Source organism: Maribacter sp. (assembly GCF_039968975.1).
GTDB lineage: Bacteria > Bacteroidota > Bacteroidia > Flavobacteriales > Flavobacteriaceae > Maribacter.
Genome location: NZ_JBDVOT010000231.1, coordinates 1 through 23,743, shown reverse-complemented (window position 1 = coordinate 23,743; position 23,743 = coordinate 1). Strand labels below are relative to the sequence as shown.

The window sequence follows — 23,743 nt, the reverse complement described above, 5'->3', positions numbered from 1 at the left end:
CATGGCTTATCGATTTACATTGGGGAAACAGAATTATCTTTTTGATGATTTAAAATCTGTTTTGGCAAAAGCTAGTCCGTTAAGATCGGGCGATGCTTTAGCTGGTTTGGCAGCTGATAGTAATACGGAAAGAATTGCGGCTCAATATGTATTGAGTGAATTGTCTTTAAAAGTTTTTTTAAATGAAGCCATAGTACCTTACGATTCAGATGAGGTCACCCGATTAATAATTGATACTCATGATAATATAGGTTTTGAAAATATTTCTCATTTTACGGTAGGTGATCTAAGAGATTGGTTGCTAGAAAACACTACATCTGGTCAAGATATTCTAAAAATTAGCAGAGCATTGACTCCAGAAATGGTTGCTGCTGTATGTAAGTTGATGCGAAATCAAGATTTAATCGCCGTTGCTTCTAAAATTCAGGTAATTACCCGTTTTAGAAATACGGTCGGCTTAAAAGGTCATGTTTCAGTGCGGTTACAGCCCAACCATCCAACGGATGATATGAAAGGTGTTTTAGCAAGTACTATAGATGGTTTGTTGTATGGTTGTGGTGATGCGGTTATAGGTATTAATCCTGCAACAGATAGTCCTAATGTGACTATCAATTTATTGAAAATGCTTGATGATGTTCGTTTAAAGTATGATATACCCACCCAGAGTTGTGTGTTGTGCCATGTGACAACGGCATTACAGATTATGGATAAAGCTCCGGTCGATTTGGTGTTTCAATCTATCACCGGTTCACAAAAAGCCAATAAATCTTTTGGTATAGACTTAAGTATTTTAAGAGAAGCCCATGGTGCTGTTTTAGAATTGGATAGAGGTACCGTAGGTAGACAATGTATGTATTTTGAAACCGGTCAAGGGTCCACTTTATCTGCAAATGCTCATCATGGTGTTGACCAGCAAACAATGGAGGCTAGGGCTTATGCAGTTGCTAGACATTTTGATCCTTTTTTAGTGAACTCGGTCGTTGGTTTTATTGGTCCGGAATATTTGTTTGACGGAAAGCAGATCATACGAGCCGGATTGGAAGATCATTTTTGTGCCAAAGTTATGGGGCTACCTATGGGGATGGATGTATGTTATACCAATCATGCAGATGCCGATCAGGATGATATTGATAATTTACTGACCTTACTAGGTGTGGCAGGATGTAATTTTTTTATGGGTGTGCCAGGTACAGATGATATTATGTTAAATTACCAATCTACCTCTTTTCATGATGCACTGTATTTGCGTAAAGTATTAGGTAAAAAACCTGCGCCAGAGTTTGAAGCTTGGTTGTTGAAAATGGGTATAATTGATGAGTTGGGCAACAAATGTAGGGTGGGTGAAACAAATAAGTTGTTATTGAATTTATGAGTAAGAATATACCCCTAGCTAATAAATGGCAACAACTAAAACAGCATACCAAAGCAAGAGTAGCACTAGGTAATGTGGGTACGGGTCTGCCGTTGACAGAAGTATTGGCGTTAAAACATGCACATGCGATGGCAAAAGATGCTATTGTAACCAAGTTAGATGTTGGTATTCTGTCTCAAAAATGTAAAGAGCAAGCAATACCATATTATATGTTTAAAAGTGAAGCAAGCGATAGGCTTGAATATTTAAAAAGACCTGATCTTGGTAGACAGCTGCTGTTAAATGCTAATTTAGAAAAGATTGAAAGGGTAAATATTGTTTTTGTTATTACTGACGGACTCTCGGCAAAAGCGGTAAACACCAATGCTTTTAAGGTGCTAGATCATCTTTTACTAAATTTAAACGATAACTATTCTTTTGCAGTTGCTCTTGTGGAACAGGGTAGGGTAGCAATAGGTGATGCTGTGGCAGAATTGTTTCATGCAGATTTTGTGGCTGTATGTATAGGTGAAAGACCAGGTTTGTCTTCTCCAGAAAGTATGGGTATTTACACCACATATAGCCCAAAAATAGGATTTACCGATGAGCGTAGAAATTGTATTTCAAATATTCATGCCAACGGGTTAAGTGGTAAACAAGGTGCTCAACTTCTAAATTATTTAATTGAAAAATCTTTCGCTTTAAAAATTAGCGGAGTAGCATTAAAACTTGAAGTTGGTGAAATATTATAAAGCTAGATCTTAAAGCTTAACCTTTATTTCTTTGATCTTAAAAACTTGAGTTCTTAATAAGTTCTGAAAAATACGAACAATTTTCTCCTGGTTCTCTTCCGGTATACGACCTCCTATAATCCAGTTTTTTTTAACGTACTTGGTGCTTTCCAAGTTAAACTCAGACATTAGGCAGTCAAGGGCTTCCTCACGAGTTTCGTCGTTCATTTTACTGAACATTTGTTTTATATTTTCGGTCATTGGTGGTTATGGTAGATTCCAAAAATAAATAAAAAAGTGTTTCAAACGTGTAAAAAATGTAAATAGATATGAGCATGTTGACATCAACTTAATCTTTACTTGACCTTAGCTTAAGTTAATATTGGGTTTTAGTTATAATATTTGCAAACCGAATTTTTTTAAGGTAAAACCGCAAATTAAGATTTTCTTCATTATATTTTTGAATTATGAGACTTGTAAGAATAGCAGTAATTTTTTTGTTTTTAACTAGTATTTCTACAGGGTTTTCTCAAGATTTTAAGGTTCATTCTCATAATGATTACAAACAGAATGTTCCGTTCTGGAAAGCATTTGGTGCAGAGGTGCAATCTATTGAAGTAGATGTATTTTATGTCGATAATAAATTAATGGTTGCGCATAAGTATAATGAAATTGATCAATACAAAACTTTAGAGCGTTTGTATTTAAATCCATTAAGAGAAGCAATTGCCTTAAAAATGGTTTCAGATAAAGAGATTCAGTTAATGGTAGATGTTAAAACAGGAGCTTATAAAACGCTAAATGCTATCGTTGGTAGCTTACAAGATTACCCAACTATTATTAATAATGAAAATATTAAAATCATTATTTCTGGTAATAGACCGGCTTTAGAAGAGTTTGTAGACTATCCAGATTTTATTTCTTTCGATTATCAAAGTACAGAACCTATTAAGGATGCTAAGACACTTGATAAAATTGCCATGGTAAGTTTAAGTTTTAAAAATTATTCTGAATGGAATGGTAAAGGCAGACTAACCGTAGATGATTATAATAAGGTTACTACAGTTATAGAAAAGGTACATGATTTAGAAAAGCCATTTCGTTTTTGGGCAACTCCAGATTCTAAATCCGCTTGGAAAGCTTTTGCCAACATGGGTGTAGATTTTATAAATACTGATATGCCTAATAAGTGCGTGCAGTATGTTTCTTCTTTAAAGGAAAGAATAGTCAAGAATACAATTTTCTCGAAAGTATATAAACCAACATTTGAATCTGATAAGGCAAATCGTACGCCTAAGAATATTATTTTAATGATTGGCGATGGTAATGGGATTGCGCAAATTTCATCAGCAGTTTTAGCTAACAACGGGGAGCTAACCTTAACACAAATAAAAAGTGTAGGTTTTATAAAAACACAATCTGCCGATGATTTTACTACAGATTCTGCTGGTGCAGGTAGTGCAATTGCCACAGGTCAAAAAACCAATAATAGAGCAATTGGTACAGATGTTAACGGTAGGGCAATACCAAACCTTACTGAAATACTATCTGAAAATGGATTTAACACTGGGGTAATAACTACAGATGAGATAACAGGAGCTACACCTTCTTCCTTTTTTGCCCATAGAACAGATAGGGGATTGGTTGCGGACATTGCATCTGACTTACATACTTCTAAATTAAAATTATTCATATCGAGACCAACTACCACTGTTGCGAATATTGAAGAGTCCGGATTTAAAATGAATTCAGATATAGCCACCATTGGTGCTAGTGAAGATGATAAAGTAGGTGCGTGGTTTGCTGATATTAAGATAAAATCTTTAGAAGGATATGTGGATCAATTGTCGGTTGCTACTAAAAACGGACTTACTTTTTTGAATAATAAAAAGAAGCCTTTTTTCTTAATGACGGAAGGAGCTAAAATTGATAGCTATAGTCATGAAAATGATATTACAGGAGTTATAAATGAAAGTATATCTTTTGATAGGGCAATCACTGAAGCATTAAAATTTGCTGATGCGGATAAAAACACTCTTGTTATTATTACAGCAGATCATGAAACTGGTGGGTTAACCATTCCTCAAGGTAATATACTTAAACATGAAATTGAAGCTGATTTTACTACGCACGATCATACGGGCGTAATGGTTCCTGTTTTTGCCTATGGTCCTATGTCTCAAGAATTCCAGGGTATTTACGAGAATAATGAGATTTTTTACAAAATAATTAAAATATTAGACCTTTAAATTAGAATTTGATTATTTATTGCTATTTTAATTGTTATTTTGTTAAAATAAATCTACTTTAACAAGATGATTTCTGCTGCAGAATTCTTAAAGCCGATTACAAACGTTAACTTAATACTAAGTTAACAAAAGCTCAATTTTGGTCAAATAAGCTAATGTAAACGTGATCTTAAGTTAACAGTCGCTTGTATCGCTAAAACTACTTTTGCAGCTCAAATTAATTTTAGGATTTAAGAATTTCTAGAACTCAATCTTAATTCCTGAAATAAAAAAACAACAAATTTTATTAAACCAAACTGTATGAAAAAATTAAAATTTTTAATGAACTTCTGCTTACTTGGTTTTGCCTCCATTATGTGGGCGCAAGACAATGTATCGGGAGTGGTGACAGATGAATTCGGGCAACCCTTACCAGGTTCAACGGTTCAAGTGAAGGGAACTACAAACGGTACAACAAGTGATTTTGATGGTAATTTTGTAATTAACGCAGAAGCCACAGATGTATTGATAGTATCTTACTTAGGGTATTCAACACAAGAAGTAGCTGTAAATGGGCGTACAACTATTAATGTAGAATTAATAGAAGATGCCACACAATTAGATGATGTGGTTGTAGTTGGGTACGGTACCCAAAAACGATCAGATGTAACAGGGTCTATCTCATCCGTTAAAAGTGAAAACTTTAATAAAGGTGTGGTAGCAAATCCAGGTCAATTATTACAAGGTAAAGTTGCCGGGGTAAACATTACTTCTGTAAGTGGAGAACCAGGAGCGTCTCAAAATATCGTAATTCGTGGTATTGGTAGCTTTAGATCTGGTACCTCTCCTTTATTTGTTATCGATGGTTTTGTAATCGATAACACAACTACTGGAGTAGGCTCAAATCCTTTGAATTTTATCAATCCTCAAGACATTGAATCTATGGATGTTCTAAAGGATGCTTCTGCAGCTGCTATTTATGGTGCGCGTGCAGCAAACGGTGTAATTGTTATTACTACTAAGAAAGGTAAGGCTGGTAAAACTGAAATGAATGTTTCTGTTACTACGGCGTTTGCAACCCTTGCAAATAAAATTGATGTGTTCTCTGCAGATGAGTTTAGAAGACAAGTGCCAGCAGTTGGTGGAACCTTACTAGATGGTGGTGCAAATACGGACTGGCAAGATGAATTAACAAGAACCGGAGTTTCAAAGAATGTTAATTTTTCTATGAGTGGTGGTGCTACAGATAAGTTTACTTATTTCGCATCTGTAGGTATAGATGATCAACAAGGTACTTTTGCTAACAGTTCATTAAAAAGATATTCTGGTCGTTTAAACTTAAATCAGAAAGCTTTTGATGGTAAATTGAATGTGGATTTAAACCTAACCGCTTCTAGAACTTTAAACAATAGACCAGATGCCAGCGCTACGGTGACAGATATGTTAGAGTTGAATCCTACTATTCCGTTATATACAAATGGTTCTCCTACGTTGTTAAATGATAACAGATTAAATCCGTTAGTTCGTAATGAGCTTTATTTAGATGAATCTAATAGTAATCGCATATTAGCAAATATTTCGCCATCCGTAGAAATTGTAAAAGGTTTGGTTTATAAACTTAATCTAGGTGTAGATTATTCCTCTACAAACCGCGATCAACAGCTTTCTCCTTATGCATTATTAGAAGATTTAAATCAAGGGTATTTAAATTCATGGGTGACAACAAATGAAAACACTCAAATAGATAATACCTTGACCTATACTTTTGATAAAGGTGAGCATAGTGCTACAATTTTAGTTGGTCATTCATATCAAGAAGTATTATTTCAGCAGAAGAAATTTGAATTGGAGAGCTTTGCAAATAATGATATTGATCCAAGATATCAAGATCAAATAAGTAGTCAAGAGTTTCCTACAAGCCTAATTTCAATAGCTGAGAAAAATGAATTGCAGTCTTTCTTTGGTAGATTAAATTATGGCTACCAAGATAAGTATTTACTAACGGCAACTATGCGTGCAGATGGTTCTTCTAAGTTTGGGGCAAATAATAAATACGGATATTTTCCTTCGGTTGCTTTAGGCTGGAATATTAGCAAAGAGACTTTCTTGGCAGAAAACGATGTTGTAAATAACTTAAAACTTCGCCTTAGTTGGGGACAAACAGGAAATCAAGAAGGTATTGATAATAAGGTTTCTTTGGCAAGTTATACCGATAGCAAAAGTGATAATGACACTTATCCTTTAGATGATAGTGCTACCACATTAGATGGCTATCCTTTTGGTACTGTACCTGCACGTACGGCAAACCCTAACTTAAAATGGGAAGTAGCAACACAAACTAACATTGGCTTGGATTTTGGATTGTTTAATAATAAGATAACAGGTACCGTAGATTACTTTAATAAAGTTACTACCGATGTTGTTCTGTTTGCAAATAGAGTAGACCCTATTCAGCCTACGGAAAAGATTTGGACCAATTTAGAAGATTTAGAAATTCATAACTCAGGTGTAGAATTCGCTTTAGATTATAGAACCATGATCGGTTCAGATTTCTCTTTTAATATTGGTGGTAACGCTACGTTTATTAAAAATGAAGTTACAGATTCTCCATTCGAAATTATTACAACTGGTTCGGCACAAGGTGCAGGGCAAACTGGGGCTACGATAAATGGTTATTTAAACAATGAAGCTATTGGTACTTTCTATATGAAAGAGTTCATAGGTATTGGAGCGGATGGTTTAAATGAATTTAGAGATGTAAATGGTGATGGTGAAATCTTAGATGATGACCGTATTGCAGCAGGTAGTGCAGCACCAGACTTTATCTATGCATTTTACTTGAATTTCGACTATAAGAATTTTGACTTAGGATTTAATTTTAACGGTGTATCTGGGAATAAGATTTACAATCATACAGCTATGTCTTCTTTTTCAAAAGGGCAACTTAGTAGAAATTTAAATACTACAGATTTTGCTATTCAATTTCCTGATGAAGATGTTAGTAATTCAAATGAGGTATCTACACGGTACTTAGAAGATGGCGCTTACCTGAGGTTGAACAATGCTACTTTAGGGTATACCCTTTTAGCCAGTAAAATTGGCTTGGATAATTATGTAAGTGATATCCGATTTTCATTAACCGGTCAAAATTTATTTACTATTACCGATTATACCGGGTATAGCCCAGAAGTAAATACTGGTAGTGAAGTAGATGGTATACAGACTTTTGGTATTGATAGGTACACCTATCCTTCATCAAGAACAATCTTGTTTGGCTTAAACGTATCCTTTTAAAGAAAAAAATAGTTTCAAAATGAAAAATAAACTAATTATAACATCCTTGTTCCTAGCGTCTTTTTTGACTTGGAGCTGTACAGACTTAGACGAAGAATTATTAGACGAATCGCTAACGGGTGCTCAGGCAGAAGTTATTAGCGGGGCAATTGCACCTGCGTATGGCTATATCTCTTGGACCTGGAGACATACCAATTATTATGGACTTCAATTAATACCATCAGATGAAGCAATTTTGCCTTATCGTGGTGGATCAGATTGGTTTGATGGTGGTAAATTTTTGGCAGCGCATAGCCATAATTTCACTCCAACAAATGATTTAATTTCCAGTGGATGGAACGAGCTTACAACCAATATATCAAGAACCTTGGCAGCAATAGAAGTATTAAAGCCTTTGGCAGAGGATGGTGATGCGGAAGCAGCCGGTGCGTTGTATGAAATGAAAGCACTTAGAGCTTATTTGAATATGCTATTGTTAGATAGTTGGGGTATTGTGCTTAAGAAAGAATCATCTGAAGAACTTTCTGAGGTATTAAGAACACAAGATGCTATTGATTACATTGAAAGTGAATTGTTATCCGTGGTAGATGTAATTAATACGGATAAAGGTCCGGGTAGAATGACACAATCAGCGGTATATGGCTTCTTGGCTAGGTTAAATTTAAATGCTGCGGTATATCGTGACCCTTACGGAACCCCGGATTTTACCCAAGCAGATATGGACCAAGTAATTTCTTATACGAACAGTATTATTAATTCTGGAGATTTTTCTTTATCACCAGAATATTTTGAATTGTTCAATGATGAAAATAATTCTAATCCAGAATTAATATTTGCTTTGGATCAGCGTGGTGTATTGTCAGATGAGCATAGTAGATGGGCATATTGGTCTATTGCAGGAGCTATGTTTCCTAGACCGGAATGGCCTAGTGCAGATGGTACGGATGGACCTGCAATAACAACTGATTTTTATCAAACATGGGTAGATGCGAATGGCGATGTAGATCCTGCAGTTGCAGATTCCCGTTTTTATCAAAGAAATACATTGGTTCCCGATGCTCAGCTAGCAGATTTGGAAGGACGTGATAAGTTGCTGGAAACAGAAACAGATAATAGTTTCTATTGTGTTGACGCAGTAGCCTTTGAAATGGATAGAGGTATTCTTCGTGGTATTCAATGGGGACCTAGAAAAGGTGATGATGGTCAGTTTTTAACTTGTGAGGATGGTACTGTAAAGATATTACCGGTAAGACAAACAAAAGGGAATAGCGATGCAAGAGACGTAGGTTATGTAGATCATACCTTGGCAATAGATTTTACTAATGAAGGATCATTGCATAACACAGGGTATAGAGTTTCCAAATATCAATTTAGCCGTACTTCACCAAACGGTAACGGTAACAGTAGTGTTGATTTAGTATTGATGAGACTTGCTGAAATTTATTTGATGAGAGCAGAAGCTAAATTAAGAAACGGAGATTCTGCAGGTGCTTTAGCAGATGTGAATATTGTAAGAACATCAAGAACGGCACGTCCTGATCAAACTCCGGATCCATTATCTTCAATTAACGCTGATGATTTATTTCGTGAGCGTGGTTTTGAACTGTACTGGGAAGGTTTTAGAAGATCTGATCAAATTAGATTTGGAAAGTATGAAGATACTTGGACAGACAAAACAGATACTGATGTAAACCACAGACTTTTTCCAATACCACAAAGTGCAGTTGATGGCGCCTCTGGTATAGAAGGTTTCTTGGTGCAGAACCAAGGATATTAAATTCAAATTAATAATAGGTATATACGGCAAGAATTAATTTTCTTGTCGTATTTTTTTATGTGTATAATGGAATTTTAAAGTTTTATTTAAACCTAGAACAATATTGGTTCTTATTCTAGATGAAATTTCCATTGCCTTTGGTAGAATAGAGGAAATGTTTGCTTTTAAATATTACGGTAGCGAGCCTGATATTCTTTGTTAGGGTAATGGATAGAGAGGTGTTTTCCACAAGCAGTCATTGTTATCCGCGACTGATATAATATATTTCACGGGATATCATTAGGGTTTTAAACTCATGAAAAGAGTCCGCTTGGTGCTATGACAGTATTGACTACCTAAGATATTTTGGAGCAGAAGAAAATTTTTCACAAAGTGGTGGGAGATTCGTTAATCATGTGTACGGCAATAACCATTTTAAAAGAGAAGTATAAACTTGTTGGTGATGTTCGTGGTCGTGGACTATTATGGGCTGTAGAATTGGTGACCATTAGAGATACAAAAGAAAAAGCAGTGTACCTAACGGAGAAAGTTATATACGACAGCCTTAAAAACGGATTGAGTTTTAAGGTCTCTATAGGTAATGTACTTCTATTGGCATCTGCACTGACTATTTTTAAAAAAGAATTAAAAAAAGCTTTCCTATTTTTAGAAAATGCGCTAGATAGCGTGTGTAATTAGATATTTATGAAAACAATACAATTTAATGTAATGGTTGCCCTTTTGTGGGGAGCTGTAATACATGCCCAAGAAAAGACAATTTTTTTAGTTCAGCCTTATTTGCAAGATGCCAACCCCAACGAAATGACCATTATGTGGGAGACTTCTTTGGGTGAGGAAAGTATGGTAGAATATGGTACGTCGCCAAAATTAGGAAAAAAGGCAAACGGAATAGCATATAATATCAACTTCAATGAATCTCGTATTCATGAAGTCAAAATAACTGGACTGAAACGATTTACCCAGTATTACTATCGGGTGAAAACAGGTAAGCTCGTGTCTGATATTTATCAGTTTAAAACACCACCGTTTGCCAGTGATAACGAGTCTTTCAATCTTTTGGCAATGAGCGATATGCAAATAGACCATCAGAATCCAGATAAGTTCAGTGAAATAGTCAATAAAGGTGTACTTCCTTTTTTAAAGTCGGAATATGGAAATGATGTTTCTGATGATTTGGCTATGGTATTAATTCCAGGAGATTTGGTAGAGAACGGAGCAAAATATGATCAGTGGCAAAATGATTTCTTTGAGGCAGCGCAAAGTCTTATTTCTGAAGTACCCGTTTATCCTGTATTGGGAAATCATGAACGAAATTCTAGCTATTATTTCAAGTATTTTAGCCTGCCAAAGAACGGTACACCTGCTTATGCGGAACATTGGTGGTATAAAGATTATGGCAACACTAGAATCATTGGGCTAAATTCTAATGAGGGGTATCGTGATAATATAGAACAATTTGCATGGTTAAAATCGTTACTTGAAGAAACGGCAAAGAATGAGGAAATCGATTTTGTATTCGCACAGCTACATCACCCGCATAAATCAGAATTATGGATTCATGGTGAAGAAGAGTCCTCAGGTAAAGTGGTAAAAATGTTAGAAGCGTTCACAACCAAAACCGGTAAACCAAGTTTACATTTTTTTGGTCATACGCATGGGTATTCTAGAGGTCAATCAAAAAATCATAAGCACTTATGGATCAATGTTGCCACTGCAGGTGGCGCTATTGATAATTGGGGAGAATTTGAAGGCAGGGATTATGATGAATTCAGTGTAACCCAAGATGAGTATGGCTTTGTTATGGTTGAGGTAGATGGTGACAACGACAATCCTAAATTTACGATTAAAAGAATTAGCCGTGGTAATGAGCATGTGTTCAGGGAAAATGAAAAGACCGATGAAATTACCATTTACGCAAACGAGCATAAACCGGAAACACCAATAGTGGTTTCACCTAAAGATGAAATTGCATTTACGGGCGATATGTTAAAGGCGCAACCGTTCTATAGTTCATTTGATAATGCCTATCATGCAGCATCTCACTGGCAAATATCCACTACAAAAGATTTTGGTAAATTAGTGTTGGATAGCTGGAAACAATCTGAAAACTGGTATTACTTAGAAAATCGTCAAAAAGGAGATGATTTAACTGATGAACCTACAAGAAGATTGCAACCAAATACTAATTATTTTTGGCGCGTACGTTATCGTGATCAGCATTTGAATTGGAGTGATTGGTCTCAAATACAATCTTTCAAAACTAAAAATTAAACTACTGATGAGACTACTTTCAATAATTCTTTTAGGATTAGTACTTTTTGCTTCGATCCAAGTTATAGCTCAAGAAGGTAAAGAGCCTAATGTATTTCTAATTACCTTGGATGGTGTACGGTGGCAAGATGTTTTTATAGGTGTAGATAGGAACTTACTAAATAGCGATTACACCCAAGATAAAGAGTGGCTTACCGAAAAACTTGTTGGACAGTCTGAGGAAGAAAACAGAAAAAAGTTGATGCCATTTTTTTGGAATACCATTGCTGAAGAAGGACAACTCTATGGTAACAGAAATAAAGGTAGTAATGTAAACCTTACAAATAAAATGTTGTTCTCTTATCCGGGCTATAATGAAATATTAACGGGTAAGGCAGACGATATAAACATTGATAGTAACGATAAAAATTATAATAATAATGTTACTATTTTAGAAATGGCAAATAGATCAGAAACTTTTAAAAGTAAAGTAGCCGCATTTGCCAGTTGGGATGTTTTTCCGTTCATCATAAATGATAAAAGAAGTGGGGTGCCGGTTAATGCGGGTTATATGGATGCGGTTGGAGAATTGAATGAAAAAGAGAAATTCTTGAATGAGATACAGCGTCAGGCGCCGATTGTTTGGAAAAGTGTACGGTTAGATGTTTTTACGCATCACTTTGCGAAGGAGTACGTGAAAAAGAATCATCCGAAACTAGTATATATTTCCTATGGTGAAACCGATGATTTTGCACATGGCGGACAATTTGATTTCTACATAAAATCTTTGCAAAATACAGATGCATTGATTGCCGATTTATGGAACTATGTTCAGAACGATGATTTTTATAAAGACAAAACGTATTTTATCATAACGACAGATCACGGTAGAGGAGAAGGTATTCAAGAAGAATCTAAATGGACAAGCCATGGCAGCGATGTTGTAGGTGCGGAACATACTTGGCTAGCACTTCTTGGACCTAATGTAAAAGCAAAAGGCGAAATAAGTAAGGTAAAACTATATGCGAATCAAATTACACCAACTATAATGAAAATTTTGAATTTAAAAACAGATGAAGATTTGCCTGCTAAACCTATAGATTTTAAATAATATTAATACTTAGGCAAAGTATAAAAGGTTATAAAGCTGATTTTTACAGTGAAAATAGTGCCGATTAGCTTTTATTGAGAAGTATACCTTAATTTTTTGGTGTCGGTTTTTCTTTGAGTAGGGTATATTGAAAAAGTAAAAGGCTGATTAATCACTAATCAGCCTTTTACTTTTGTTGAAAATTTTTCTTAATTCATCTTATAAACTACACTTATAGTATATAATTCAGTGTAGTCAATATAATAGCTTTCCCAATCTTCATTCTGATTTGGGTTGTTACTAATAGAAATAATGTCACCAACCTTAGTGCCTATTGCTTTGCATAGGGTTGTGGCGTTTGTTTTTGCATTTTTTAAAGCAGCTTCTAAAGCAATTTTACTGTTTTCTGAAGAAATGGATTGTTTTACTTGAAATTGTAATTGAACTCCCAATAAATTGGTTTTCATTAATTTCATAGCAACTTCTTTAGATTCGGTTACGTAATACAAAATGGTTCCATCACGTTGATATCCTAAAGAGAAATATTCCATTTCTTTTTCTTCGAATTTAGAGACATCGATATCTAAATCTTTTAACTCCTCAAAGTATTGTTTTCTTAATTGTGCTAAGTTTTCAATTCGAGTATCGGCATAGTAAACCTGATCCATACTCAAAGTAGCTTTGATTCTATATTTTACTATTGTTTTTTCTAACGGAGCAGAACCTGTTACGGTAACTGTTTTTTCTTTTTGATTAGTTTGAGCCTGCGTAGCGGTAAAGCCGATTAAGGTAAAAAGTAAAACTAGAGTGATTTTTTTCATGTGTATTTGTTGTTTAATATTTTTCAAATTTAAGATATTAATGTTGTAGCGGTAACATGATTTGAAAGCAATAATTAAATAGAATACTACAATTGATTCTGAAATTAAATTTTTATCAGATTCTAATTTAAACGATGACATTTTAAATTTTCATTAGAATAAATAACAGTTATGTTCTCTATAAAAAGAATTAGGCAATATTCTTTGAGAAACATTGATTTCAGTCAACGTTTTTTGTCATTGACTATTGAATTTTATATAATATGGATTAGCTATTGTAATTTATTTTTTGTAAGTTTTATCTTGTTAAGGTATTTTAGCGAAAAAAATATAAAATGAGTTAAAAAATTAAATTGGTATGAAGATAGACACAGTTTGCATTATAGATGACGACCCCATTTGTGTTTATGGCACTAAGATTCTTTTGAACCACAATAACTTTGTGAGTGCTAATATTCTCGTGTATGAAGATGGTGAAGAAGCCTTAATAAATTTAACCTCTCAATTAAATTGCGGACAGCGAATGCCCGATATTATTTTACTGGACTTAAATATGCCTATAATGGATGGTTGGGGATTTCTAGAGAAATTTTCTAAACTATCTTTTGTGAATAAACCTCAAGTATATATTGTTAGTTCTCATTTTGGGACAGATGAAATAGAAAAAGCAAAAAAATATGAACTGGTCAGAAATTTTATAACAAAACCATTGATTGCTAAAAACCTTAGTGAAATTATTGCTATGAGTAAAATCGCTGTATAAAATTATAATAAGTAAAATTTACATTAGAAGACTTTGGTTAGTGTTTTAAATAGGTTGGTCTATTAACATAGTATCAGCCTATTTTTATTTCATCTAATTCATGGAGTATGAACTTAATATTTTCAACATTTGCCTTATGATAGTTTACAAGTCTATTAAAAGACATCATGTAACCTAAACCGTTTAATGCTTTGTTTTCTTTTGTTTGTTGGGTGATTTCATTAAGATTATCGGTGATTTCATTTATAATCGAATCGATGGTATTCCCTGGGTTTATGTGTAATGTACGTAGCATTTCTGCAACGCTTTCTTCATTTTTTTTACTAAAATTAATATAGTCTTTAACAGTTTGTTGTCTGCGCCAGCTTAAAAAACTGACATCACTATTTTTAAAATATTGATGAACCTGTTTGTTGATTGCATACAGGTTGCACAATTCTTTTCCCAATAACACCTCTTTGTCCATGTCTATTAATTTAAATATTCACCATAATATAATTTTAAAGGAGATTGGGTATTGATGCAAATGCGAGTTATTATGTCTCAAAAATCAAATAATTCGCGCTATTTTGTATTGAACAAATTATAATTGAAGCGGGGTAAGTTTATCCTCGTCATCAAAATAGCGTTGTGGAACGAGTTTGTCTTGCAGCGGTTCGTATATAATAAACTTCATATTGCTACCTGAAAATTCAGAAGTCCAGTAGATGAATTTCTACAAATTGAGATTTCTAAATTCTTCTGATACACGCTCTTCAAAATTACATCCAATAATACTCAAAACCTTCAATTGAGTAAGTGCTGCTAACTCAGTAGGTAAGGTGTTTTTAGTAAAGCTTTCAATACCTAGCACACGAAGAGAGCTCATTGTGCCAATCTATTTTGGAACTTCTCTTTCACTGTATTTACCGCTAATAATAAAAGTGTTCAAATTTAAGTTTGCTATGGCTTTTGAATAGGTGTTCATCTCTTTACTTATATGTTCTAATCAAAGATATTTTAAGGTCTTCCACTGAGTGATAGTCTCAATAGCGTCATATTCAAAATTATCACGTAGATAAAAATATCACCAAATTCCGTTAGAAAAAAAAGTTGAAATCCGTCTACCTTGCCATAAATTATTTGAAACTATAAAATAACATTGAGTAGCATAAGTTTATATGGTATTACATTATTTCAAATCATTTTTTTAGAATAAAAGTATAAAGAATAGCATCATATGATTCCAGCAGAAGAAGCTCATAAATATATTGGCAAACATCAAAAACCAGAAGTAGACCGTTTTGAATTCCGTCAATTTTCTCAACCGTATAGAAGGCTTGGGCAAATTCTAGGAAGGATTAAAAAAGAGGGGCATACATACTATAACATTAATGACTTCAATAGCGAGTTTGATAATCCTTTAACTGTAAATCCTTGGGCTACAGAAGAAGGTCTGCGTTTGGGTATACAGTTATTTGGTATAGTGCAGGCACCGTATTTAGCCGCTATGTGGGATTTTATAAATACCATGCCTTACCAAAGAAGCTATGGTCGTAAGGCATTTAGGTCTAAACCCAGCGAAGATATTCTACAGAATAAATTAAATATTTTTAGTCAATTTTTATACAATAGCCGAATAGGTTTTTGCGGACTCACCTTAGAAGAACATTTTCAATACAGCACATATTACCCACATGGCAACAGTGTTTTTTTAGCTATTGTTTTGCAGAATAGCGGTGATATGTTCAATGAATTGTTGGATGATATTATTCAAGGAGAAGACGAAGTTGGTGGTGTAAGTCAAGACATTATCAAGGCCTTGTTGTTGTCAGAAGACAAAAAGCATTGGGAAATGGTAGGTAAATTATTATTGGCGGCACAACGTCAAGAAGGTTTGCGACAGTCCATTTTGGAATCTATGGATGAAGCCGGTCTCCAGTCTTTAAAATATATGATTAATGTGGTGTTAGAGAATGACCTTACGCGTTTCAGTAGTGTGGTGCGTGCGGTAAATACTTGGTTTGGGTTGAACTGGGAAGCGCCTAAGAAATCGGTCATCAATCGTATTTTAGAATTGGCACATTCGCTGATTCTAAACTTAAAGGAAGTTGATACGCTTTTGAAGAGCAAAGATAATATTGAGGTGCTGGTGGCATTATGGTCTATTGGTATATTAGATGTGGATAAAGCAAATGCTAAAGCCTTGGATATCGTGTATTCTTCAGTAGATAGAAATAAGAAGATTTTAGCGCTCTACTTTATGAGTAAAACGGAGCGTACTAATGATTCTTTGGTTGAATATTTTATAAAAGAATTAGGTAAAGATTATGCATTAGACCATTGGATGGCGGTAAACTTACCAGAAATGGAATTGGATAATGACACTTTTATAAAACTTTTTGAGGTTGCAAAAACAGTTGGTGACAAAGGAAAAGCATATGAAAGCAAGATTTTTTCTTGGTGGAGTTTTACTCCTAGTTCCCAATATTTTTATCAGTTCTTGTTGCATGAAGCTACGGAGCAACAACTGGAACTAATAGCGAATGATTTAGATGTGTTACCGTCAGAATTTAGGGAGACTTATATTCGTAAAGTTTTTCCAGTACACTACAGTTATGCGTTTCACCACTATAAAACCGATGAGAAAAAAGTAAAACTAGACTATGATAAATTCTCATGGCGTAGAGCGTTGGCAAGAAAGGCGGTGTACAATAGAAATGAGTGTGTTATGGCAACAGGACTCAACATTTTCCGAAAGATGTATTTGTATGATACAGATTTGGAAATTGCCGAAGATTTACTGAGACGGAAGGGGAAAAGCATGCGTACCGCAGTAATTCAACTACTGGTCAGTTTGCCTAATGATGATGTAAAAACCAGTGCCACCAATCTGGTGACGTCAAAGAGCGTGGACCAACGCTTGGCAGGTTTGGAGATATTGACCATTTTAGATGCCGATAACAGATATCCTGATTTTGTTGAAGCTCAAGTGGCTACTTATAACGAGCGACCTAAAATCACTAAAAACGAACAGATTCTTTTAAATAAGTTTATTAAAAATAAGGAGGAGTACAATTTCAGCAACGGTTTTGGGGCTATCGATTATGATAATCTAAGTGCCCTGTACCAACCACAACCGCGCTTTGAAAGTAAATCTAGTTTCTTGGATAAACTAGGTATTAAAAGTTCAATATCTTCAGACTTTAAGTTTAAAGATATTATAGATATCGATAAAATTATAACAACCGTAAATACCCTTATTGACTTGGTTGCCGAAAATGGTAATTATGAATACCAAATGGAAGGTTATCAAGGGGAAAACGATACTACATTCATTAACAAAGGACTTCATGATATAAAAAGGTTAGATGAGCATGCAACGGCAGAAGACCATTTGCATAATCTACCTTTGTCAAATATTTGGGTGGCATGGTATGAGAAAAGCAAACTGAACGATTTTGAAATGAGTGCCGCAATTCGTTTTCTAAAACATAAGAGTTATCCCTTTGGGCAGTATGAAGAACTGAAGCCTTTTATGAAGCATTTTTTTCCTGATTTAACGGGTCTAAATGTCAATAGCGAAGAAAATTATTATTCCAAAATAAGAACTTACAGTACTATTTTAAAACGTCTTTTTAAAGCGTATGCGGATAGAAGCACTGTTGTTTCTTATAAGTTAGATGTCTTTGAAGATATGGTGGCTACCTTCCCAGAAAGGTTAAGGTATTCTAAGTTTCAATTAAGTGGCTATCATTATTCCATTACCGCTAATTGGGCGCATGTTATAACGTCATTTTCAGGTGAATTAAGCTCAAATGAAATAGAACTACTTAGCAAAGAAAACCTAAAAAGGTATTGGGACCTTCATATGTTTTTAGTGGCGCAAGACCTTGGTCACCCGGATCCGGTTACAGATGTAAGGGAAATGACCAAAGAAAGAAGAAAAACGGGAAACCTTAATTTTCCCGATACTGATATCACATTAAAATTGTATAAAGAAGGATTGATTAATGATGATGACCTTCTTTTTCAAGCCTTATATTCTAACGAGCTCATGTCTATCATTGATGGTGGTTCTAGCTATAGATTTCGCAGGAGTACAATTGCAGAAAACCCCGTTCCTAAACATGTGTTTTTACCCTTAAAAACAAACTTGTTGCAAACTGAACTGGAACGTGGTGATTTAGTGACACCCGCAACGGATTTTATTTTTCCTATACGTACCGTAGAAGGTGTAGACTATGTATTTAAGATTTTGCAACGTTTAGGTAAAGATACTTTTGAGCGTGGTTACAGCTATTATGGCAACAGTAAAAAATCGTTGTTCAGTTCTATTTTAAAGAAAACTACGTTTAAGGAAACTGAAAGTTATGCCGATTTTGTAGCGCTTGCAGATGAGCATAAAATACCCAAAAAACGACTGATAGAAGTAGCTTGCTACGCTACCCAATGGGCAGGTGTTATCGGTGAATATTTAGGATTAGAAAAATTGGAAGATGCCGTTTGGTGGTTCCAAGCCCATGCCTCTGATCATATGACTAGCGAGAAAGAAACCATTATTTCTAGGTACTCTAACATTCCAAAGTCCGACTTTTCCTTGGGGGCCATAGATATAGATTGGTTCAATAAAGTGTATGGCAGTTTGGGTAAAGCCAACTGGAAAATCTTGCATGATGCCGCAAAGTATATTACCGATGGTAATGGTCACAGATTGGTAAAATTGTACTCTAGTGTAATGTTGGGCGAGGTGAAAATCACCGAGACCTTAAAGAAGATTAAAGATAAGCGAGATAAAGATTACGTGCGTGCTTTGGGGTTGATTCCGCTGAGCAAAACCGTACCAGAAAAAGATTTGTTGAAACGGTATAATCTGTTACAAGATTTTTTAAAGGAAAGCAAGAAGTTTGGGGCACAGCGTCAAGAAAGCGAAAAGGCAGCAGTAGAAATTGCATTAGATAATTTGTCTAGAAATGCGGGCTATCAAGACCGTGTGCGTTTCAGTTGGGCAATGGAGGCGAAAGCTACCCAAGCCATTATGGAAAATGCGGTGTTGACTATTGAAGATACTGAGATTGCTTTGGTCATAAATGATTTGGGTAAAACCGAAATTAAGGTTACTAAAGGCGATAAAGCCTTAAAATCTATTCCTGCAAAACTTAGAAAAGACAACCAGGTCATCTCGCTTAAAGAAAACAAAACCTATTTATCTAGGCAGTACAGCAGAACCCGTTTATCGTTAGAAAATGCAATGGTGAATGAAGATAAGTTTACTGCTTTTGAGATTCATAACATGATGCTGCATCCTATTGTAAAGGTGATGCTGAGTAAGTTGGTAATGTTCGCTCCAGAAAAGGAGATCTCTGGTTTTTATAAAGATGGTAGCCTTACCGATGTTTCCGGCAAAGCCCATCAATTAGAAGAAGACGATGAGTTGGTTATTGCTCACGCATCGCATTTATATACTGCGGTGGAGTGGGATGTATATCAAAAACACCTTTTCGCCGAGCGTTTGGTTCAGCCGTTTAAGCAAGTATTTAGAGAATTATATTTACTCACTGAAGATGAGCGCGAGAACAGCAATAGGTCAGAACGTTACCAAGGGCACCAGATTCAGCCTAAGCAAACCGTGGCACTTTTAAGAGGTCGCGGATGGACGGTGAGTAGGGACGAAGGCTTGCAAAAAGTGTATCACAAACGGGGTATTATCGCTACCATGTATGCTATGGCAGACTGGTATTCCCCGTCAGAGGTAGAGGCGCCAACGCTAGAGGAAGTGTGTTTTCATTCCATAGAAACTTATGAGCGCATTCCGCTGACTGAGATACCGTCCGTGGTTTTTAGTGAGATTATGCGAGATGTGGACCTCGTGGTAAGTGTTGCCCACGTTGGCGGCGTAGACCCAGAAGCGAGCCACAGTACCATGCAAATGCGTGCTGCCTTAGCCGAAGAATCCGCAAAATTGTTCAAACTCAACAATATTACGGTGAAAGAGCGACACATATTTATACAGGGTACGCTGGGCGAGTACAGCATACATTTAGGTAGCGGTCAGGTGAGCAAAAAAGGCTTGTCGTTGTCCATAATTCCAGTACACAGTCAGCACAGAGGGCGCATGTTCTTACCCTTCGTTGACGATGACCCTAAATCTGCCGAAATCATATCAAAAATGAAGTTGCTGTCAGAAGATAATAAAATACAAGATCCAACAATTTTAGCACAGATAAACAGCTAGTAATAAATTATATAGGCGTTACCCCACTTAGGTGGAGTCGGGCTTTCCTCGACAATCCCTAATGTAACAACAAAACAGAAACCAATGGAAATCACATTACAGCTTAAAAGACTGGGCAAAAAAAAAGTGAAGCAAGTACCTTTTACCTTAGAAGAAACTCCACGAAATCTAGAAGAACTTTTAATAGGTTGTGTAAAAAACCAAGTTGCGGGGTTCAACAAAAAACGAACGGAAGTTAATGTGGTCGGGTTTTTAAGTCCTGCAGAAATTCAAGATCAAGCACAAAACGGAAAGGTAGATTTTGGTGATTTAGTTAACAAAGACCTCGCCGATGAGCAAAAAGCAATCGATAATGTATTGCTGGCTTTCAAAGACGGACTCTTTGTAGCATTCATAGATGATGATGAGGTAACCGATTTGAAAGAGCCCATAGAACTCAACTCAGAAAGTGTTATCGCCTTTATTCGGATGACATTTTTAGTGGGTACGTATTGGTAGAACCTAAAATTACCAGGAAGACCAAAACAATTTTATAAGATAAATACGAACAATTAAAACACATACAATTTTGACATATTTAGACCCAAGTATCAATGATGAGGTACAGAATTTAATGATAGATGTTTTTGAATCTATTAAATCATCACAAGAAGCAACACTTAGAGTAACTGAATTATTGGCAACTCAAAGTATCTTAGAAAACATATTTGAAAAGGTAAAAACCACTGGTTTTTACAATGAAGATGAAAACTTTAAACTGGTAAAAGCCATGAATATAGACACCGATGGCGAAAATGCCGAAGAGGCTTTATTCAATAGTTGGGGCAGTATGGTTAAGACAATAAACACAGCGGCATCACAGGAAGAATTCAATGCCAAATTCGCTTTGTTCGTGCCTATTCTTTTGAAAAGAATGACGACTATAAATCAAATAGAAGAATAGTAATACAATGTTTTAATACTTAATTATTTGACTTTGTAATAACATGCCAATTTAAAATAAGCAAAAAAGGAAAGCTGTTATAGCTTTCCTTTTTTTAGTAACAACATAATCTTTATAAAACAAAACTCTTAAATGTTGCTCTCTAAGAATTCCCTATAAACCATATTAAAAAAATATATCTAGTGATGATTTTCCCAACATGCAATAAGTAAAAAATCCGATTTGCTATTTTTACCTTCTTTTTGTCTTTTGCATCTTCGTTGGCAATACAGAATACTTCAATATTACTAATACTTTCTGCAATAGTTTTTTCCGTAAATCGTTAGAGCATTTTTTTTAATGCATCTGGGACAAGCTGTGAGTATGCGCTTGTAGCAACTTTTAAATAATCTATTATTAAAGTTGCCCAGTTAATGTTTGTCTACTTTTTAATAGTTTTTGTATGATAACCTCCTACATATTGTTCTTCAATACTTCAAGGATGTTTTAGAACGTTAGGCTTTAAGCACCACATTTAAGAGAAATGTAAAACTCACGGAATTCCGTGAAGTGATTGCATTACAATTAACCTAATTTTACTTCATATAATTATAGTTATGAAAATATTAATTGTTATTGGCGTTTTAATATTACTGTTTATAATTTTCGTTAGTAATTTTTCGCGTTTTATGGGCGGAATATCAATGAATAAGGCAGCTAATAATTTGCAGCAATACTTAGAAAAAGAACACAATGGAGAGCTTGGTTTTAAAGAACTGAATCGGTTTTTTAATACCGCTACCATGAGCCCCAATATGTTTACTGTAGTTCTTTTTCATAAAGAAATACCCGAAATTGAGTTCTATTGCCATGTCAACCCAAAAGAGATTTTGGAGAATGATACCTTATCGTATTATGGAAGGGAAAACTTAAAAATTTCGGACCTTTATGAAAGAGAACAAAAACGCTATGGTACCCGACAAAAAGTAAAAGCAGATTTTATAAATGAAATCACTGAAATAAATTTTGAGAACGATAGATTTGAAATTTTTGTTCCAGGGGACATTGAAAGTATTACGCTGCATGGCTTAGTTGAAAGATTTATTGCCCGTCTAAATAGCTCTTATGAGGAATTGGACATTCCGTATACAATGTCCTTATTCATTAAAACCGAAACCCACCCTGAAGGATATATAGATATTCCGTTAGAGAGTATGGAAGGTCAATGGTATCCACAAATGTTCATGCTTTCGGATACAATGAACGATTTTGATACTATAGAAAATAAAATAAAAGAGCGTGTACAGTCCGATTTGGATAAGTCATATTCCAACTATGAAATAGACGAAAATTATCGCAAAATTATTTTGGATAAAACCAGTTTGTCAAAAATTGCTTGGGTACAATATCTGAAAGACACAACGGTAAACAATGATGAAAATGAGAAATGGCAAAACCCTTTAACCGGAATTTATGTTACCTATTATGATATAGATACGGAACATTTGTATTTTGGGGAAATGATTTCTCAGGAAAATGATAAAATTTCCTATGATGAGACTTTAGAACTTATCAAATTACGGGTTGAAGCAGAAGGGATTCAAATGTAAAATTGGTTAACCTTAATCGAACAAGCCAGATTCTATGGCGTATTTCACCGCTCCTGTAGTTGTTTTTGAGCCTGTTTTCAAAAGAATATTCTTTCTGTGGGTTTCAACCGTGTTAACCGAAATGAATAATTTTTCTGATATTTCTTTAGAGGTTAGTTCGTCTGTTAAAAGCGAGAGTACTTCCTTTTCTCTTGGGGATAGCTCAATATTCTTATATTTTTTACGCTCAAAAATACTTTCCATATAACGCTGTTTAATAACTTCGGAAAAGTATTGTTCTCCATCTAAAACGGTACGTACCGCTTTCTGCAATTCTTCTTTACTGGTGAATTTTGGTACAAACCCATCGGCACCTTTTTGAATGGCTTTGTGTACCGTTCTGTGGTTGTCCAACATACTTAGCATTATAATTTTTACAGTGGTATGCTTCTTTTTTATTTCGGTCAACAATTCAATACCATCCATTTTTGGCATATTGATATCACTGATTACCAATCCTATTTCAAACTGCTTCAGTAACCGAATTACCTGTTCTCCTTCAGTTGCAAGATGCACTTCGCTAATTTCGGGCATGTCGGCTAATATGGTGTTGATGCCCTCTAAAAACATCAAATGGTCGTCTGCTATAATGATACTTGTTTTCTTCACAATGTTTGTTTTAAAGGAATGTCTATGGTAATTGAAGTTCCAAT

18 protein-coding genes are annotated in these 23,743 nt (G+C 35.0%); 13 read left to right on the top strand and 5 right to left on the bottom strand.

All coding sequences use genetic code 11. From position 1 onward, the window contains the following. The first annotated feature begins 1 nt into the window (after nt 1). Entirely contained in the window at nt 2-1,372 is a 1,371-nt protein-coding gene (locus ABJI11_RS15855) for an ethanolamine ammonia-lyase subunit EutB (protein ID WP_348354330.1), read from the top strand. Further along, nucleotides 1,369-2,103 carry an ethanolamine ammonia-lyase subunit EutC gene (gene eutC, locus ABJI11_RS15850; RefSeq protein ID WP_348354327.1) on the top strand — a complete coding sequence of 245 codons (735 nt, stop codon included), beginning with the start codon at nt 1,369-1,371 and terminating at the stop codon, nt 2,101-2,103. Before ABJI11_RS15855 ends, eutC begins: the two co-directional genes overlap by 4 nt. A gap of 9 nt (nt 2,104-2,112) precedes the next feature. On the opposite strand, the gene ABJI11_RS15845 is transcribed toward eutC, so the two are convergent. Next, nucleotides 2,113-2,343, bottom strand: coding sequence for a hypothetical protein (locus ABJI11_RS15845; protein ID WP_348354324.1), 231 nt, complete (start codon nt 2,341-2,343; stop codon nt 2,113-2,115). 206 nt (nt 2,344-2,549) lie between these two features. Between ABJI11_RS15845 and ABJI11_RS15840 the strand changes: the two genes are divergently transcribed. The 6 genes from ABJI11_RS15840 to ABJI11_RS15815 all read left to right on the top strand — a co-directional run bounded on the left by ABJI11_RS15840 (nt 2,550) and on the right by ABJI11_RS15815 (nt 12,742). After that, nucleotides 2,550-4,331, top strand: coding sequence for an alkaline phosphatase (locus tag ABJI11_RS15840; protein ID WP_348354321.1), 1,782 nt, complete (start codon nt 2,550-2,552; stop codon nt 4,329-4,331). A 300-nt stretch (nt 4,332-4,631) separates the two neighbouring features. Further along, on the top strand, nt 4,632-7,604 hold the full coding sequence (locus tag ABJI11_RS15835; protein WP_348354318.1) for a TonB-dependent receptor: 2,973 nt from the start codon (nt 4,632-4,634) through the stop codon (nt 7,602-7,604). A 19-nt stretch (nt 7,605-7,623) separates the two neighbouring features. Beyond that, entirely contained in the window at nt 7,624-9,381 is a 1,758-nt protein-coding gene (locus ABJI11_RS15830; protein WP_348354315.1) for a RagB/SusD family nutrient uptake outer membrane protein, read from the top strand. A 345-nt stretch (nt 9,382-9,726) separates the two neighbouring features. Continuing rightward, complete coding sequence (locus tag ABJI11_RS15825) at nt 9,727-10,059, top strand: hypothetical protein (RefSeq protein WP_348354312.1); 333 nt, start codon at nt 9,727-9,729, stop codon at nt 10,057-10,059. Nucleotides 10,060-10,065: 6 nt separating this feature from the next. Then, on the top strand, nt 10,066-11,652 hold the full coding sequence (locus tag ABJI11_RS15820; RefSeq protein ID WP_348354309.1) for a metallophosphoesterase family protein: 1,587 nt from the start codon (nt 10,066-10,068) through the stop codon (nt 11,650-11,652). Between the two features lie 7 nt (nt 11,653-11,659). Next, nucleotides 11,660-12,742 (top strand): phosphoglyceromutase, encoded by a 1,083-nt coding sequence (locus ABJI11_RS15815; protein ID WP_348354306.1) that lies wholly within the window; start codon nt 11,660-11,662, stop codon nt 12,740-12,742. Between the two features lie 188 nt (nt 12,743-12,930). Here the strand turns inward: ABJI11_RS15815 and ABJI11_RS15810 are convergent, their stop codons facing one another. After that, nucleotides 12,931-13,542: an SIMPL domain-containing protein gene (locus ABJI11_RS15810; protein WP_348354303.1), complete on the bottom strand. Its 612-nt coding sequence runs from the start codon at nt 13,540-13,542 to the stop codon at nt 12,931-12,933. 358 nt (nt 13,543-13,900) lie between these two features. Here ABJI11_RS15810 and ABJI11_RS15805 point away from each other — a divergent pair, with 358 nt between their 5' ends. Beyond that, nucleotides 13,901-14,305 (top strand): response regulator, encoded by a 405-nt coding sequence (locus ABJI11_RS15805; RefSeq protein WP_348354301.1) that lies wholly within the window; start codon nt 13,901-13,903, stop codon nt 14,303-14,305. Nucleotides 14,306-14,378: 73 nt separating this feature from the next. On the opposite strand, the gene ABJI11_RS15800 is transcribed toward ABJI11_RS15805, so the two are convergent. Then, complete coding sequence (locus tag ABJI11_RS15800; RefSeq protein ID WP_348354298.1) at nt 14,379-14,771, bottom strand: hypothetical protein; 393 nt, start codon at nt 14,769-14,771, stop codon at nt 14,379-14,381. 249 nt (nt 14,772-15,020) lie between these two features. Beyond that, on the bottom strand, nt 15,021-15,173 hold the full coding sequence (locus tag ABJI11_RS15795; protein WP_348354295.1) for a hypothetical protein: 153 nt from the start codon (nt 15,171-15,173) through the stop codon (nt 15,021-15,023). A 351-nt stretch (nt 15,174-15,524) separates the two neighbouring features. Between ABJI11_RS15795 and ABJI11_RS15790 the strand changes: the two genes are divergently transcribed. The 4 genes from ABJI11_RS15790 (at nt 15,525) to ABJI11_RS15775 (ending at nt 23,051) form a co-directional block, all read left to right on the top strand. Further along, on the top strand, nt 15,525-20,519 hold the full coding sequence (locus ABJI11_RS15790; protein WP_348354292.1) for a DUF5724 domain-containing protein: 4,995 nt from the start codon (nt 15,525-15,527) through the stop codon (nt 20,517-20,519). Between the two features lie 84 nt (nt 20,520-20,603). Continuing rightward, nucleotides 20,604-21,017, top strand: a complete 414-nt coding sequence (locus ABJI11_RS15785) for a hypothetical protein (RefSeq protein ID WP_348354289.1) — start codon at nt 20,604-20,606, stop codon at nt 21,015-21,017. 70 nt (nt 21,018-21,087) lie between these two features. Next, complete coding sequence (locus ABJI11_RS15780; RefSeq protein WP_348354286.1) at nt 21,088-21,462, top strand: hypothetical protein; 375 nt, start codon at nt 21,088-21,090, stop codon at nt 21,460-21,462. A 596-nt stretch (nt 21,463-22,058) separates the two neighbouring features. Then, a complete protein-coding gene (locus tag ABJI11_RS15775) occupies nt 22,059-23,051 on the top strand; it encodes a hypothetical protein (RefSeq protein ID WP_348354283.1) in 993 nt (330 codons plus the stop codon). A 12-nt stretch (nt 23,052-23,063) separates the two neighbouring features. Here ABJI11_RS15775 and ABJI11_RS15770 read toward each other — a convergent pair. Then, a partial coding sequence (locus ABJI11_RS15770; RefSeq protein WP_348354280.1) for a response regulator transcription factor occupies nt 23,064-23,743 on the bottom strand: 680 nt, incomplete at its 5' end.

Bases quoted from the DNA above. Each gene is read 5' to 3' on its own strand.
- ABJI11_RS15855 (WP_348354330.1), top strand. From the start codon at position 2: ATGGCTTATCGATTTACATTGGGGAAACAGAATTATCTTTTTGATGAT.
- eutC (WP_348354327.1), top strand. From the start codon at position 1,369: ATGAGTAAGAATATACCCCTAGCTAATAAATGGCAACAACTAAAACAG.
- ABJI11_RS15845 (WP_348354324.1), bottom strand. From the start codon at position 2,343: ATGACCGAAAATATAAAACAAATGTTCAGTAAAATGAACGACGAAACT.
- ABJI11_RS15840 (WP_348354321.1), top strand. From the start codon at position 2,550: ATGAGACTTGTAAGAATAGCAGTAATTTTTTTGTTTTTAACTAGTATT.
- ABJI11_RS15835 (WP_348354318.1), top strand. From the start codon at position 4,632: ATGAAAAAATTAAAATTTTTAATGAACTTCTGCTTACTTGGTTTTGCC.
- ABJI11_RS15830 (WP_348354315.1), top strand. From the start codon at position 7,624: ATGAAAAATAAACTAATTATAACATCCTTGTTCCTAGCGTCTTTTTTG.
- ABJI11_RS15820 (WP_348354309.1), top strand. From the start codon at position 10,066: ATGAAAACAATACAATTTAATGTAATGGTTGCCCTTTTGTGGGGAGCT.
- ABJI11_RS15815 (WP_348354306.1), top strand. From the start codon at position 11,660: ATGAGACTACTTTCAATAATTCTTTTAGGATTAGTACTTTTTGCTTCG.
- ABJI11_RS15810 (WP_348354303.1), bottom strand. From the start codon at position 13,542: ATGAAAAAAATCACTCTAGTTTTACTTTTTACCTTAATCGGCTTTACC.
- ABJI11_RS15805 (WP_348354301.1), top strand. From the start codon at position 13,901: ATGAAGATAGACACAGTTTGCATTATAGATGACGACCCCATTTGTGTT.
- ABJI11_RS15800 (WP_348354298.1), bottom strand. From the start codon at position 14,771: ATGGACAAAGAGGTGTTATTGGGAAAAGAATTGTGCAACCTGTATGCA.
- ABJI11_RS15795 (WP_348354295.1), bottom strand. From the start codon at position 15,173: ATGAGCTCTCTTCGTGTGCTAGGTATTGAAAGCTTTACTAAAAACACC.
- ABJI11_RS15790 (WP_348354292.1), top strand. From the start codon at position 15,525: ATGATTCCAGCAGAAGAAGCTCATAAATATATTGGCAAACATCAAAAA.
- ABJI11_RS15785 (WP_348354289.1), top strand. From the start codon at position 20,604: ATGGAAATCACATTACAGCTTAAAAGACTGGGCAAAAAAAAAGTGAAG.
- ABJI11_RS15775 (WP_348354283.1), top strand. From the start codon at position 22,059: ATGAAAATATTAATTGTTATTGGCGTTTTAATATTACTGTTTATAATT.